At 59.6% G+C, this 13638-nt stretch carries 21 protein-coding genes and 1 tRNA gene; 16 read left to right on the forward strand and 6 right to left on the reverse strand.

Going from position 1 to position 13638, the window contains the following annotated elements:
- Positions 1-6 precede the first annotated feature (6 nt).
- Genes NGM28_RS04375 through NGM28_RS04390 form a run of 4 tightly spaced genes read left to right on the forward strand, consistent with a single transcriptional unit; the run spans position 7 to position 2452 of the window.
- Positions 7-882 carry a phage tail protein gene (locus NGM28_RS04375; protein WP_252088823.1) on the forward strand — a complete coding sequence of 292 codons (876 nt, stop codon included), beginning with the start codon at positions 7-9 and terminating at the stop codon, positions 880-882.
- Positions 882-1478, forward strand: coding sequence for a tail fiber assembly protein (locus NGM28_RS28660; RefSeq protein WP_286088892.1), 597 nt, complete (start codon positions 882-884; stop codon positions 1476-1478). The genes NGM28_RS04375 and NGM28_RS28660 overlap by 1 nt, the downstream gene beginning before the upstream one ends.
- A 57-nt stretch (positions 1479-1535) precedes the next feature.
- Positions 1536-1958: a structural protein gene (locus tag NGM28_RS04385; protein WP_240063493.1), complete on the forward strand. Its 423-nt coding sequence runs from the start codon at positions 1536-1538 to the stop codon at positions 1956-1958.
- A complete protein-coding gene (locus NGM28_RS04390; RefSeq protein ID WP_240063494.1) occupies positions 1955-2452 on the forward strand; it encodes a DUF2514 domain-containing protein in 498 nt (165 codons plus the stop codon). The genes NGM28_RS04385 and NGM28_RS04390 overlap by 4 nt, the downstream gene beginning before the upstream one ends.
- A 17-nt stretch (positions 2453-2469) precedes the next feature.
- On the opposite strand, the gene NGM28_RS04395 is transcribed toward NGM28_RS04390, so the two are convergent.
- The gene (locus tag NGM28_RS04395; RefSeq protein ID WP_240063495.1) at positions 2470-2796 is read right to left on the reverse strand and encodes a DUF2388 domain-containing protein; all 327 of its coding nucleotides are present in this window, start codon (positions 2794-2796) and stop codon (positions 2470-2472) included.
- A 171-nt stretch (positions 2797-2967) separates the two neighbouring features.
- On the opposite strand from NGM28_RS04395, the gene NGM28_RS04400 reads away from it, so the two are divergent.
- The 7 genes from NGM28_RS04400 (at position 2968) to NGM28_RS04430 (ending at position 6893) form a co-directional block, all read left to right on the forward strand.
- On the forward strand, positions 2968-3177 hold the full coding sequence (locus tag NGM28_RS04400) for a hypothetical protein (RefSeq protein WP_240063496.1): 210 nt from the start codon (positions 2968-2970) through the stop codon (positions 3175-3177).
- Positions 3178-3187: 10 nt separating this feature from the next.
- Entirely contained in the window at positions 3188-3397 is a 210-nt protein-coding gene (locus tag NGM28_RS04405; protein WP_240063497.1) for a hypothetical protein, read from the forward strand.
- 86 nt (positions 3398-3483) lie between these two features.
- A complete protein-coding gene (locus NGM28_RS04410) occupies positions 3484-3777 on the forward strand; it encodes a hypothetical protein (RefSeq protein WP_240063498.1) in 294 nt (97 codons plus the stop codon).
- Complete coding sequence (locus tag NGM28_RS04415; RefSeq protein ID WP_502943821.1) at positions 3767-3985, forward strand: hypothetical protein; 219 nt, start codon at positions 3767-3769, stop codon at positions 3983-3985. The genes NGM28_RS04410 and NGM28_RS04415 overlap by 11 nt, the downstream gene beginning before the upstream one ends.
- 492 nt (positions 3986-4477) lie before the next feature.
- A complete protein-coding gene (locus NGM28_RS04420) occupies positions 4478-4687 on the forward strand; it encodes a hypothetical protein (protein WP_252088824.1) in 210 nt (69 codons plus the stop codon).
- A 230-nt stretch (positions 4688-4917) separates the two neighbouring features.
- Positions 4918-5499 carry a hypothetical protein gene (locus NGM28_RS04425; RefSeq protein ID WP_252088825.1) on the forward strand — a complete coding sequence of 194 codons (582 nt, stop codon included), beginning with the start codon at positions 4918-4920 and terminating at the stop codon, positions 5497-5499.
- Between the two features lie 197 nt (positions 5500-5696).
- Positions 5697-6893 (forward strand): IS256 family transposase, encoded by a 1197-nt coding sequence (locus NGM28_RS04430; protein ID WP_252088826.1) that lies wholly within the window; start codon positions 5697-5699, stop codon positions 6891-6893.
- A gap of 368 nt (positions 6894-7261) precedes the next feature.
- On the opposite strand, the gene NGM28_RS04435 is transcribed toward NGM28_RS04430, so the two are convergent.
- Both NGM28_RS04435 and NGM28_RS04440 read right to left on the reverse strand, forming a co-directional pair.
- A complete protein-coding gene (locus NGM28_RS04435; RefSeq protein ID WP_252088827.1) occupies positions 7262-7915 on the reverse strand; it encodes an Arc family DNA-binding protein in 654 nt (217 codons plus the stop codon).
- A gap of 82 nt (positions 7916-7997) precedes the next feature.
- Positions 7998-8660 (reverse strand): SOS response-associated peptidase, encoded by a 663-nt coding sequence (locus NGM28_RS04440; RefSeq protein ID WP_252088920.1) that lies wholly within the window; start codon positions 8658-8660, stop codon positions 7998-8000.
- 396 nt (positions 8661-9056) lie between these two features.
- On the opposite strand from NGM28_RS04440, the gene NGM28_RS04445 reads away from it, so the two are divergent.
- Positions 9057-9245 carry a hypothetical protein gene (locus NGM28_RS04445; protein ID WP_240063502.1) on the forward strand — a complete coding sequence of 63 codons (189 nt, stop codon included), beginning with the start codon at positions 9057-9059 and terminating at the stop codon, positions 9243-9245.
- A gap of 27 nt (positions 9246-9272) precedes the next feature.
- Here the strand turns inward: NGM28_RS04445 and NGM28_RS04450 are convergent, their stop codons facing one another.
- The 3 genes from NGM28_RS04450 to NGM28_RS04460 form a co-directional block, all read right to left on the reverse strand.
- Positions 9273-9686 carry a DoxX family protein gene (locus tag NGM28_RS04450; RefSeq protein WP_252088828.1) on the reverse strand — a complete coding sequence of 138 codons (414 nt, stop codon included), beginning with the start codon at positions 9684-9686 and terminating at the stop codon, positions 9273-9275.
- Between the two features lie 101 nt (positions 9687-9787).
- Positions 9788-9872: transfer RNA gene (locus NGM28_RS04455), tRNA-Leu, on the reverse strand.
- A gap of 92 nt (positions 9873-9964) precedes the next feature.
- Positions 9965-10177 carry a hypothetical protein gene (locus tag NGM28_RS04460; protein WP_240063504.1) on the reverse strand — a complete coding sequence of 71 codons (213 nt, stop codon included), beginning with the start codon at positions 10175-10177 and terminating at the stop codon, positions 9965-9967.
- A gap of 103 nt (positions 10178-10280) precedes the next feature.
- Between NGM28_RS04460 and NGM28_RS04465 the strand changes: the two genes are divergently transcribed.
- From NGM28_RS04465 to NGM28_RS04480, 4 genes are all read left to right on the forward strand, one after another.
- On the forward strand, positions 10281-10571 hold the full coding sequence (locus NGM28_RS04465; RefSeq protein ID WP_252088829.1) for a hypothetical protein: 291 nt from the start codon (positions 10281-10283) through the stop codon (positions 10569-10571).
- Between the two features lie 79 nt (positions 10572-10650).
- Positions 10651-11811: a two-component system sensor histidine kinase NtrB gene (locus NGM28_RS04470; protein WP_502943822.1), complete on the forward strand. Its 1161-nt coding sequence runs from the start codon at positions 10651-10653 to the stop codon at positions 11809-11811.
- A gap of 6 nt (positions 11812-11817) precedes the next feature.
- Entirely contained in the window at positions 11818-13263 is a 1446-nt protein-coding gene (locus NGM28_RS04475) for an ATPase domain-containing protein (RefSeq protein WP_252088830.1), read from the forward strand.
- A gap of 12 nt (positions 13264-13275) precedes the next feature.
- A complete protein-coding gene (locus NGM28_RS04480; protein ID WP_252088831.1) occupies positions 13276-13638 on the forward strand; it encodes a response regulator in 363 nt (120 codons plus the stop codon).

The following is a 13638-nucleotide window of genomic DNA, read 5'->3' on the forward strand; positions in this document are numbered from 1 at the left end:
CAACGCATGCCATGGTATAGACAAGGCGCAGTGGCGATCACTGCCGGGCAGACAACGGTGACCGGTACCGGGACCAACTTCGCATTGAATGCGCGCGTCGGTGACGCATTCCAAGGCCCTGACGGGCGGTGGTACGAGGTCGCAAACATCGCCAGCGCTACGGTGCTGAGCATTCTCCCAGCCTATCAGGGGTCAACTGTCGCCAGCGGATCGTACGCCCTCGCTCCAATGCAAGGCTACGTGAAGGAATCGGCAGACCGTCTACGTCAAATGGTCGAACAGTACGGCTCAACGCTTGCCCTCCTGGGTACTCCGGCAGATGTCACTGGGCTACGGGCGAACATCGGCGCAGCCGCCCGCGGCGCAAACAGCGACATCACCGGATTGTCTGGGCTCACAACCGCATTGAGCGTGGCCCAGGGTGGCACGGGCGGCAAGACACCTGCCGAAGCGAGGGCAGGCCTCAACCTGGGGTCTGCAGCGATAGCTGCCGTCGTCGGCGAGGTGAGCCAGTCTGGCGGTATCCCGACAGGGGCAATCATGCAATACATCACAAATGCCGTCGGCGAGTGTTGGAAGTTTGCCTGCGGGCTGATGATCACGTCCCAGACGATCAGCGTGGCCTCCGGAGCCTGGGCTGGCGGCGGCAGCAGTGCGAGCCCTCGATATCGTGATGTTGGGGCAAGCTTGCCAGCAACATTTATTGCTGTGCCGAGATGCATCTTTACGGTGAAAGACGGCGATATCGCCGGACGCGCAGCATGGGTAACGACTTACTCGGCAACGGTGAGCTCCGCGACGCCGTGGTTTGCGGCATCACCGCTGACAACCGGAACTGGTGCATTCAGCTTCGACATCGTTGCTGTGGGGAGGTGGTTCTGATGCGAATCAAACTTTTGCCGATCATGTCGAGCGCCCGGCTGGTTGTTTTCCGCGATGGCGACGAGCTGCAAATCAATGGCCAGCGCTACGACTTTTCGCGCGTAACAGAGGGGGCGACGCTGCCCGGCACAGCGATCGCGGAGGCCTGCGTTTTTGGTCCCGTGGAGCGGATCGGTGGTGTGCTTGACGTTACGTTGCTACTGCCTCACGCCGATGATGCCCCTGAAAGCGTCCGCTTCCCCGTGGACATCATCAATCCATCGAACGGAGTGGTACATCTGCCAGGGCAGAATCCAACAACCACCAGCCAGGTTATGACTGGCGTGATCGACTGGTCGCAGATGGTCACAGCTGAGCAGAAAGCTGCTGCTGCGGCAGCGCAGGTGCTGGCTGAAGCTGTATCCGAAATCGCCCTACGGCGCGCTAAGGCCGATCAAGAGATTGCACCGCTGCAGGATGCCGTCGACATCGATGATGCGACTCAAGCAGAAGCCGCTCTGCTGAAAGACTGGAAGCGCTACCGCGTTGCACTGAACCGCTTGCCCGAACAGGCCGGCTACCCCGCAACAATCGATTGGCCCGCGCCACCGGCCTGATCCACGCCAACACCACCGACCGCCGCCTGGCGGTATTTTTTTGTCTGGAGAAAACCCATGACCCAACTGCTTCCCCGCGGCGTACGCAATTGCAACCCGGGCAACATTGATTTCAACCCGGCAAACAACTGGGTCGGCCAGATCGGTAAGGAGCCTGAAGGCCGCTTCTGCATCTTCGACACTCCCGAGAACGGTATCCGCGCACTCGGCAAGCTGCTGCAGACCTACTACAACAAGCATGACCTGCGCACCGTAGCGGCCATCATCAAGCGCTGGGCGCCGGATGTGGAGAACGACACCGGCGCTTATATCCGTGCTGTGGCGCAGCGCTGCGGGCTGGGCCCGAGCGACCCGATTGCGAGCATCAAGGACCAGCAGGTGCTGCGTGGTCTGGTGCACGCGATCATCAAGCACGAGAACGCAAACTACGAGTACCCGCCTGGCGTCTTTGCCGAAGGCATACGGAGGGCGTTGGCGTGAAAGGCTGGGGCCTGTGCGCAATCGCACTGCTGGCAGTTGTCAGTTCGTATTGGCTCGTTTACCAGCACGGTCGCCAGGTCGAGCGCGCGTATGCCGTAGCAGCATCGGCGCACCGGGACAGCGGAGATCGGCTGGTCGAAGTGATTGGCGAGCGTGCCGCGCGGGATGAAGAGCAACGACGCGCCCAGGCGCAGGAGGAGGTAAGGGCGCATGCTCAGGAACAACGAACGATTGCCGATGGCGCTGCTGCTGGGGCTGATGCTGCTGGTCAGCGGTTGCGCGACGAAGCCAGCAGACTCGCCGCCGCTGTCGGTTGCCCCGGCCCGGATCCCGCCGTTGCCGCTCGAAGCGAGGCAGCCCGCCGCGCCGCAATGGTGCTCTCCGACTTGCTCTCGCGGGCTGATGCTCGAGCGGGAGAGCTGGCGGCAGCGTTTGACCGCGCCAGAATAGCTGGACTGGCATGTGAACAGGCCTATGGCAGCCTCGATAAGTGATGTGAAATGAGCAAGCCTCAGAGCGAACTTGCAATCGCCAGCGCTAACTGCTCATCAGACATATACGGCTGGCCATAGGCCGAGTGGTAGTAGCGGACGGCTTGCTCAAATTGAGCTCCGCGGATCTCGCCACCGGAGCCGATATACGCGAGCGCATCGGCCTTTGCCGACTTCATATTCGAAGGGCCATAGACCGTTAGCGCCGTGGTGCCGCCAACGATAATGAAGGGGAGAATTGTCGTGCCGAAAGTCGCGCTTTCGAATGGATCATTCGTTTCGTGTGCCACCGTTGGAGCGCAAGCCATTACCAGCAAAAGCACGCTTAGAGTTCTCAAGAGGTCCATTCCTAACTGCTTCCTTGCGCCTGCCTGGAGGGCCTTTTCGTAAGGCGATGTATGCGTTGCAGATCTGATTCCGATAGAAAGAATGGAATCTGCACCATAGCGCTGCGTCATAGCAAGATCGGAGTATCGCCGCAATCTATACTGCTCTGGTCAAGCTACTAGGATAGTGCCGTGAAGCGAACCATCGAGGGAATGATCGAAGCAGGTGAGCCGCTCATCCTGGAGGCATTGGAAGCGCAGCGCGCTTACCATGCTGCCCAGAAGAATGGTGCCCCGAATGAAGAGTTGGAGCGCTTTCGCCTATTGGCTGAGTCGCTGTGCCAAGCCGTTTTAGATTTCCAGCTCTTGGCCTCGGGGCAGCCACCATCCACGATCCATTGAGCGAAGAGCTATGAGCAAGAAGCCCCCATTGCCACTTCTCCCTGATCATCCGATGTTTGCGGATGCGATTGCGGCACTGAAGCGCTATCACGAGGCGCAAGAGGCCGGTATGCCAGCAGAAGAGGTTGAGCGACTGAGCCTGATCGCTGAGTCGGCGTTCCAGGCCGTAACGGACTACCACCTGTATACGCTTGGTCACCAACCCCTCGTGCGGCATTGACGTTGACGGCCAAGCCGCTGGGCGGTAGTGGTGCGGCATAAGCATGGATGATCAAATACTGTATCTATATACAGTATTGGTGCGCCATGTACTTCCTCCTCGTCCGGCGCCGCGAACGCGGCGTTGCAATTCCGAGCGATCAGCTCAAGAAGATCCAGCCCATGCGCGCTGACGTGCACATCGAGTACGGCCTTAGCAAAGTGCTCGGCCGGTACTGCATCGAGGCCTGGGTCTTCAACCCGACCCCGGGGCCTGACATCATCCCGCGCCTTCATGATGCATGCGTGACCGGCATGGCCCAGCTCGGCATGAACATCACCGGCCTGGAGGAGGTCGACGGGGTGCTCTACGCGCAGTCGTGGTGGTGTCGTGCGCAGTAGTGCGGCGGGCATCCCGCAGCCATGGATGGATGAGCTCAACGACCAGGTGGCGCTGAACGCCGACCCGGATGGCCGTGCGGAGGTGATGGTGGAAATGGCCATGGCCGCACGTCGCCGGCAGGACGTTGATGCGGCGGCGCTGGCCGAGATGTTGGAACTCGCCGAGGCGGCCAGGTTGTGGGCTCATGCTGAGCGTGAAGCGGAGTGAGAGTAGCGTCAGTCAGGACGGCTGACGGGGCGGCAGAACGCCGGAGGAGGGGTGAAAATCAGTTCCAAAACTTGAATGGCGACCCTTGTAGAATGCGGCTTGCAGCTGGCCAATTTTTATTTTGTTTTGGAACTGATATTGTTGTGCAGGCCGCATTGGCGGGCAATTCCTAGATCGGATTGCAAATCCGTCTACGCCGGTTCGATTCCGACCTCGGCCTCCACCATTCGAAAGCCCCGCAGATCTAGGTCTGCGGGGTTTTTCTTTGTGGGTCAGAAAAGCCGATCATTTCCGCATAATCAGGCATCGTTTCCGCATCAGCGCATTACTTGGTGGGGCTGACCACTTCACCCACCCGGCGATAGACGCGCTTCGTGATGTCCTCCTTCGAGTGTCCAAGCAGCCGGCTGGCTACGTTTGGGACAAATCTGGGACAGCGACGCGAATTGCGCGACCGACAAACGGTCGGCAGAATCCGCAGCATGGCTACTTTTGAGTAGCGCCCAGGCGGCGCATGGCGGGCAAAAATCCGCCGCAAGGGACACCCGCGAGGAAGCGCTGGTCGCCGCCAGGGAAGAGCTGGAGCCAACCGAGCGCAGCGAACTGGAGGCAGAGTCCGCTGGTGCACTGCCGAACGTGCGCGACGTACGCACCGAGCTGGCAGGCGTGCAGCGCATCCTGGATGATCTGGACAGTACCTAGCCGAGAGATCGGCGCGCGAAGAGATCGACCGGCTGATTGCCGATCACGACGCAACGCTTCCGCCGCCACCGCGTGCCAAACCTCAACTGAAGACCGAAACAGTTCAGCCGAAACCTGCATCGCAACCAGCGAAAAGCGGATCAAATCCGGCAGAAACTTCATCGGGGCAAACGAAAGTCGAATCGACCAAGGGCAAACCGAAGGTCAGCCAGGACCCGCAAGAGCTTCAAATGCTGCGTGATGCAGTGGCGCGGAATCCGGAAGCGGTGGTGAATACCGGCTATGATGCCGACGGCAAACCAACAACTGCCCGCGCTTATGAGGTTCTGGCCGAGATCGAAGCCGAGCACCAGGTTGGGACAAAGGATGCGCAGTCGTTCATAGCTGCGGTTACATGCATGCCGAGGGGTAAAGCGATGATTGTCCGTTTCTTCTGGCGCCGCTGGCGCCCACCTGAACTGGCTCCTGAGCAACGACTTAACGTATCTCTCAATGTCGCTGAAAATGGTGTCGCCTATTACGTTTTGAGGTTCCTTTGCATTCCTACAGAAAGAAACCGCAAGGAAGGTATTGGATGGCAGCAGTTCTTTGATTACTGGGGCTCCGGTATCGGCATGGCTCTATTTTCACTCATAGGGCTGGCAATAGCAGCGGCAGACTTGCGCAACGAGCTTATCAACGTAGTTGGGCTTTGTGGGGGGCTCATGATCCCTACGACTGTGGTTTATTTCTTAAGTGTGCTTGTTGTTGCTTTCAGATATTCCGCCTGGCTGAAAGCCCTTCGCCAGCTGAGTGTCCCTACCGCTAAATAATCGGGAAACCGTCTATCCCCAAGCCATAGGCTTGCTCCATTCCCCAAGGAGCAAGCCCATGCGACCCGAATGCATCAGGGAGGTCGAGCAGGCCATCGGCCGCCCCGTTCAAGAAGTCCGAGGCCCAGGCCATCGAGGACAAGATCAGCTTCCACATCCGTGACCTCGCCCGCACTGACCCGACCCGGTTCAGCTCGATGACCAAGCCCACTATCGCACTGACCGAGTTGGTTGAGAAAGGGGCAGACGCTGATCTGCTCAAGCAAATGATCCAGTTTGTTGCCCAGCGCATGATGGAGTTCGATGTCGAAGGCCTGTGCGGCGCGGGCTTCGATGTCAAAAGCCCCGACCGGATGAACAGCCGTAACGGCTACCGGGATCGCCTCTGGCAAACTCGCGCTGGCGACGTTGAATTGAAGATCCCGAAGCTGCGCCAAGGCAGCTACTTTCCTGGCTTTCTCGAGCCTCGACGGACCGCCGAGAAGGCGATGGCAGCGGTGATCCAGGAAGCCTACATCCAAGGCGTTTCAACGCGTTCGGTGGACGATCTGGTCAAAGCCATGGGCATGACCGGCATCTCCAAAAGCCAAATGTCACGGCTGGCTGGTGAGGTCGATGAGCGCGTTCACGCCTTCCTTGACCGACCGCTTGAAGGCGACTGGCCCTATCTCTGGATAGATGCCACCTACGTCAAAGTGCGGGAGGCCGGGCGCATCGTCTCGGTCGCCGTCATAATCGCTGTGGCCGTGAACACCGACGGTGGCCGTGAAGTCCTGGGCATGCGGGTTGGCTCGTCAGAAGCCGAGCCGTTCTGGACGGACTTCCTGCGAAGCCTGATGCGACGTGGTTTGCGTGGAGTGAAGTTGGTCATATCCGATGCCCACGAAGGCCTCAAGGCAGCAGTTTCCAAGGTCTTCAACGCGACCTGGCAGCGCTGCCGCGTGCATTTCATGCGTAACGCCATGGCCCATGTCGGCAAGGGCCAGCGCACCATGGTGGCGGCGCTCCTGCGCACGGTTTTCGCCCAGGACAGCCGCACCGAATGCCACCAACAGTGGCGCCTGGTTGCCGATCAGCTGCGCGAGAAGTACCCCAAGATCGCAACGCTCATGGACGGCTGCGAGGATGAAGTGCTGGCGCACATGGCGTTTCCCAAGGCGCACCGACAGCAGTTGCACAGCACCAATCCGCTGGAACGGCTCAACGCCGAAATCAAACGTCGCACCGATGTCTTGGGCATCTTTCCCAACGATCCTGCCATCACACGGCTGGTAGGCGCGATGCTGTTGGAGCAGAACGACGAGTGGTGCCTGCAACGACGCTATATGCAGTTGGAGGCATTCGAGGCGGTCAGCGATAATCCACAGGCCAAGCTGTCGGCCGTGATCAACTAAACGGCAAACTCAGTGGCCAGAGCCATGATGAGTTACACCACTTCCTGGGACACGATCCTTGGCCGAGCTCTAGATAGACACTGGAGCAGGAGGACGCAGTCCAAGAAGCATCTCATCGTGCGTTTCCCTTGTGGCTGAGTACAACATGAATTGCTCAAGTAGGATTTTCTTCATGCTCCTAAATGAGGCAAGGTGCCTAGGGTCGACCGATATTGTCACGGTCCTACCGCTCTGAGTGTCATGCACTTCCAAGTGGTAACGACGAATCAACCCGTCGTCTCGCTTGGTGACTTCGAGGCATTTGAAAGTGAGGGTGGGCTCTAGCACTTTATGCTCCGAGGATAGCTACGGCACAGGCTGCCTTTTGTTCAACGACCTGATTTGCTGAAATATTCATTGAGCTGTTCATCGGTGAAATCAATAGGCTTCTCAAGGAATAGGTTCAGGAAACGCGTAATAGTGGCTCGAGTCAGTACCTCACGTGGTTGATCTGCGAGATACGACACAGCCTCATTTGGCGCCCACTTCGATGTTTTCTTTACCTTCTGAGTGATGAAGGATGTGGCTCCTTCGAGAAGCCCGATCCTATCAAGATTCTCAATGAGATCTTCGACTTCGACTTCGCGCGCACGACGTTCAATAGTGAGGAGAGTGTGGTCCGCAAGCAGCATAAATCCATCTATATGCAGCACGACGGTCAGCGCTGACCGGTTGTATTCGCCATTTCTCACAGCAAGCCAAACCTCAGAGATCCGGCCGGAATTTCGAATCAGATAGAGGAGGTCCTTGAGTGCTCCGTAAGTACTGCTTTCATCGCGGATGCGGTGAGGGCTCTGGATGCCAAGGATGGGCAAAGCTGTGTTCAGGCAAAGGCTTTTATAGGCTAAAGGCGTGGGGTTGTCTTCCAGGCGGGCAAGGATTTCAGCCGTAGCGGATCGCTTGTTCTCGTTCGCTGCCGCAACAATTTTGTCCTTTAGGGCTTCGGGAAGACGGAGATTGAACTGCGGGTCGGTACGACTCATTCGGCGTTTCTCGAGGGTGTCTGCATGTGTATCACAAATATATACCGGTGATATATCTGTGAGCAATCACCCGCATGTCCTGCTAGATCGGCCTGATCAGTTCGCTTCCCTGGTTCCTCGCATTCCCGATGGCCGCTGCCACCCGATACCATTCGAACGTTTCGGCAGGCTCTCCGAGTTCGAGCACCAGTTGCTCGGCCTGCTCACTGGGTGTTGCTGGAGTCAGCCAATCACGGGCTAGGGCCGGAGCCAGCACCACGGGGCGTCGGTCGTGCACATCGACCATGCCGCCCAGTGCGTCGGCGGTGATGATCACGAAGCCGTCATGTTCAGTGCCGGTGAATTGGCCGATTGAGGCACACAGGGCAGGGTGTCCGTCCCGGCGTCTGATGAAATAAGGCTGTTTTCTGGGGGCGCCCTCATCAACCCATTCGAACCACCCGTCCACGGGGGTGATTGCACGGTGCGGCCAGATCGCCCGAAAGAACGGGCCGTGCGCGACTTTTTCGGCCCTGGCGTTGATCGGCGGTGCACGGTCGGTTGCCCAATGGGGGCGCCATCCCCATCTGACCAGGTCCGCCCTGGGGCCTGCGTGGTCCAGCCGAAGCACGGCCACCGGTGTCGAAGGGGCAATGTTGTAGCGCTCTAGCGGCAGGTTACCGACCGTGTTTCGCCAGGCGCCTTCCATGTTCAAGGTGTCGGCGAACTCATGCAGGCCGCGGTACTGTGAAAGTCTTCCGCACATGGGGCTTACCTCCGCACCTTGAGCATAGTTGCCGGTGCGGTAGTCAGTTGCTGGCCTGCAAGCACTGCCCCAAAAAAGAAAACCCGCCGAAAGGGCGGGTTGAACAGAACGTATCGAAGCCAAGTCAGTCTGCCTTCACGAATGTCAGTGTTTCGTGAAAACCTGTTGGCACGGGCTCCGGTAACCGTTACTGAATTTTTCATCGATCATGTGTATAGCGCCGCAGCGGCGGAAACACACAAGAAAAAAGCCCGCCATCGAGGGCGGGCAAGAACGTTTCTGAAGGGAGAGCCACTAACCTGCGCCATGCCGGTTAAGCCAGGGTTAAGCCCGCCGAGGATTGACCGGGTGATGTGCTCGGCTTATACAGGCGTGCTGTTGTTACCGGAGACTGTGATGCACGACGAAGACGATTTGCCCGAACCCGAGCACGACCACCTGCTCGATCCTGAATTCCACGATGATTTCGACCCTGAGGCCGACGCCTATGGCGCGTTGGACGAGGTAGAGGAGGACGAAGAAGTGCTGGATGACTTCGACGACGAGGAAGACCACCCAGCCTGGCATGACGACTGCGACGATTGACGCCGCAGTCGCCGCGCAACGACCTGCTCAGCGCTTATCGAGTGAGAAGCGGCCAGGGCCGCTGACGGCAAGCACAAGCAGGCCACCGATGATGCTCAGGTTCTTCAGGAACTGGGTCATGTTGGCGCTGCGCTCAGGGTCGACCATGTTCCAGAACGGATGGCCGAGCAGTGCGGTGCCGAGTACGAACAAGGCGAGCAACAGAGCCAGAGGCCGGGTGTAGAACCCCAGGATCAGCAGGATACCGACCAGGAATTCCATGATGACCGCGATCGCTGCAGCCAGCATGGGGGCGGGCGCGCCCAGTGACGTCATATAGGCGACTGTCCCTTCGAACCCGGTGAGCTTGCTCCATCCGGAGAGCACGAACAAGATCACCAGCAGGAGGCGGGCTAGTAGCAGGATGAAGTCGCGTTGACCGTCGAGCAGTGTGTAGCGCATGGCAGCATTCCAGTGGCCGGGGACAAGTTCCACTGTAGCAGGCGGGTGGTTATTGGGCGGGTATGAAAAAGGCGCCGCAAGGGCGCCTTTTCGAAAGAAGATGGTGCGAGTGGCGGGACTCGAACCCGCAAGGCTCACGCCGACAGATTTTAAGTCTGCTGTGTATACCAATTCCACCACACTCGCACGCTTGACTGTCGCGCTTCATAAGCAGAAGGGCCTGACAATCAAGGGCGCTTTATAACCCATTGTTATAGAAGCGTCAACCAGCGCGAGGTTCAGGCGTCGATGGCGTTGGCGATTTCGCGCATCTCGCACGCCGTGTCACGCAGGCCCTCCACATGCCCGTTCATGGCCTGTGCATCAGCCCTGTGGATCGAGTGGCGAAGGAACAGGGCGTGGCCATCCAGTGCCTCGCACAGCTCGTCAAGTTCCGTGGCCGTGCGCATCAGGTCATCCTGCAGGCCTTGCATGCGAAGGTTCGAATTCATGTCGCTTCCTTGTCGGTTCGAGGCGGGCGCAACTATAGGTCAATTGACAGGATGCTTCCATTGCGCCACCTTTTGCTCATTGGATCCAATAGAGCGTACCGCCATGCCTTCGTCTTCCTCCGACCCCAGTACTGTGCGTGGGCGCATCGTGCGTCCACGCCTGTTCTGGCGTCTGCTGTTCATTCAGGTCTGTCTGCTGGGGGCTTTTCTATATGTCGGCCTCATGTGCCTGGGCGGTTACCTGGTGATGCTGGCGATCGACGAACAGCACCCTGATCCACAGCGGTTCATGGCCTTGTGCGGTGGGGCGCTGATTCTCCTGGTGGGTTTGTGGCTGCTGAAAGTGGCGATGCCGAGGCGCCTGGTGCCGTCGATGTTCGAGCGCGAGGGTTGACGATCGTCGCATGCGGCCCGGTGCCTGCGGGACTTTTGACTACGCTCAATATGTCCTTTCGCGGTCTTGTGGAGCTCGCATGGTTTCAGTGGACCAGCCCGGCCAATCCAACATGCCCGAAGCGCGCTATGAACAGTTGGTTCAGGCGGTGGTCGACTATGCCATCTACATGCTCGACCCGTCGGGCCATGTGGTGTCATGGAATGCAGGGGCACAGCGGATCAAGGGTTACCGTGCGGACGAAGTGATCGGCAAGCATTTTTCCCTGTTCTTCACCCTCCAGGATTGCGCCGATGGGCGCCCTGAGCGTTTGTTGCGCCAGGCGCTGGAGCAGGGGGTGGCGCAGGATGAAGGCTGGCGGGTGCGCAAGGATGGCACGCAGTTCTGGGCCCTTGCCGCGCTGGATGTAATCCGCGACGATCAAGGGCAAGTCATCGGCCTGGCCAAGATTACCCGGGATATCACCGACCGCCGCGATTCGGCCTTGCAGCTGGATGCAATGCGCGCACAACTGTTCCAGGCGCAGAAGCTCGAGGCGCTTGGACAATTGACCGGGGGATTGGCACACGACTTCAACAATCTGCTGACCATCATTCTCAGCTCGGCGCGTCTGGCGGTGAACAGTCAGGACCCAGCCCGTACCCGGCGCCTGCTCGATCATATCCTCGATGCCGGACAGCGGGGCACGCAACTGACCCAGCAATTGCTCAGTTTTGCCCGTCATCGTCAACTGAGCGTGACGTTTATCGCGCCAGCCGACGTGGTGCAGGCAACGCGTGGCCTGTTGGAGCACGCCTTGCCACGGGATATCGAGTTGCGCGAGCAGGTCGAGCCCGGTTTGCCTTTGATCGAGGTCGATGCAGGGCAGTTGCAGATGGTCCTGCTCAACTTGATGTTCAACGCTCGTGACGCTATCCAGGGGGCGGGAACAATTCGCCTGGTGGTGGAATGTGTACAGTTGGCCGGTGAAGTCGAGGCGTTGCAGGGGCGCTTCGTGCGCTTCGCCATATACGATGATGGCCAGGGAATCGAGCCAGGCGTATTACCGCGGATCTTCGAACCCTTCTTCACCACCAAGGCCTTCGGCAAGGGCACGGGTCTCGGACTCAGCCAGGTCTATGGTTTCGCGAAGCAGAGCAATGGCGCGATCAGCGTGGACAGTCGCCCAGGCGAGGGGACTTGCATGAGTCTTTACTTACCGGCCATCCCATTGGCCGATGATCTCGAGCCTGACAGGTAGATAGCCATGGTAGAACAACTCAAGCGCCTGCCCACCGATATCCCCGGGCTCGACGCCTTGCTCAAGGGCGGGTTGGTGGCTGGCGCCTCGTACATCGTCCAGGGTCATCCGGGCTCGGGCAAGACCATCCTTGCCAACCAGCTCGCCTGCAATCATGTCCGCGCCGGTGGTCGGGTACTGGTGGCCACCTTGCTCAGCGAGTCCCACGAGCGGTTGTTCCAGTACCTGTCGACGCTGGCCTTCTTCGATCCCTCCCAGGTCGGCGACGCCATTCAGTTCGTCAGTGCCTTCGATACGTTGGAACAGGACGGCCTGGACGCGGTGGTGCGGTTGTTGCGTCAGGAAATCGCCCGGCAGCAGGCCAGTCTCCTGATCGTCGATGGCCTGCTCAATGCCCGTTCGCGAGCGGAGACCAGCCTGGACACCAAGAAATTCGTTTCCGAATTGCAGGGGCATGCCGCATTCGCCGGCTGCACCGTGTTGCTGCTCACCAGTGCGCGCCTGGAGGAGGGCAGCCCCGAGCACACCATGGTCGACGGCGTGATCGAGCTCGGTGAGCACTTGGTCGGCAGCACTGCCGTGCGCCATGTCCAACTGCGCAAGACCCGTGGCAGCGGGGCATTGTCCGGACGTCATGAGTGCCTGATCGACGAGGATGGCCTGCAGATCTACCCGAGGCTGGAATCGCTCTACAGCCATCCCGGCGGGGAAGGTGGGCATACCGTGAACCAGGTGAGCACAGGCGTCCATGACCTGGACAGGATGCTTGGCGGTGGTCTTGCCGAAGGCTCCGTGAGCCTGCTGATGGGGCCGTCCGGTGTCGGCAAGACAGCCTTGGGTGTCGCCTTTCTCGCTGCATCGAGCAAGGCGTCGCCTGGGCTGCATTTCGGGTTTTACGAAACGCCGACGCGTCTGCGCCTGAAAGCTGCGGCGCTGGGTTATGAGTTGGCCGGGCTGGAGCGCGACGAAGCGGTGCGGTTGAGCTGGCAGCCGACAACCGAAGGGCTGCTCGACCAGGTCGGTGAGCGTTTGTTGCGGCAAACCCGGGAGATGGGCGCGCGGCGCGTTGTGATCGACAGCCTTGGCGCCTTTGGACGCCTGGCACTGGACCCGGCACGCCTGAATGCTTTTTTCCGTGCCTTGACCGGTGAACTGCGCTCACGTGGTATCACCGTACTGCTGACCTGGGAGATGAGGGATATCTTCGGTTCGGAGATCACCGCCCCGGCCCCGGACCTGTCCAGCATCGTCGACAACCTGATGCTGCTGCGCTTCGCCGAGCTTGAGGCCCGCCTGCACCGCGTCCTGTCGATCGTCAAGGTGCGCGACAGCGACCATGACCCGGCCCTGCAGGCGCTGCACCTGGGCCCCCATGGCATCAGCCTGGGGCGGGTGTTCGACGGTGCCAGCGGTGTGCTCAGTGGTACGGCGATCCCTCAGGGAGATCGCTGATGGGATAGCGCGATGAACACCATCCTGATCGTCGACGACGAGTACCTGATAGCCGATATCCTGGGCTTTGCCCTGGAAGACGAAGGTTTTCTGGTGGAAAAGGCCAGTAACGGGCGCAAGGCCCTGGATGCGCTGAAGGAGAAACGGGTAGACCTGGTCATCACCGACTACATGATGCCGGTGCAAAATGGCCTGGAACTGGCGCAGGCAATTCGCGAAGAACTGCAACTGCCAGACCTGCCGGTGATTCTCATGAGCGGCGCCCAGGCCAGCCTGGGGCGCGATTGCCCGAAGAAGCTGTTCGCGGCGGTATTCGACAAGCCATTCGACATGGACAGGATGATCGCCAAGGTGCGCGAACTGCTGGGCACCTGA

The sequence above is a fragment of the Pseudomonas sp. MWU13-3659 genome, assembly GCF_023757525.1.
In the GTDB taxonomy this organism is placed as follows: Bacteria; Pseudomonadota; Gammaproteobacteria; order Pseudomonadales; family Pseudomonadaceae; genus Aquipseudomonas; species Aquipseudomonas entomophila_E.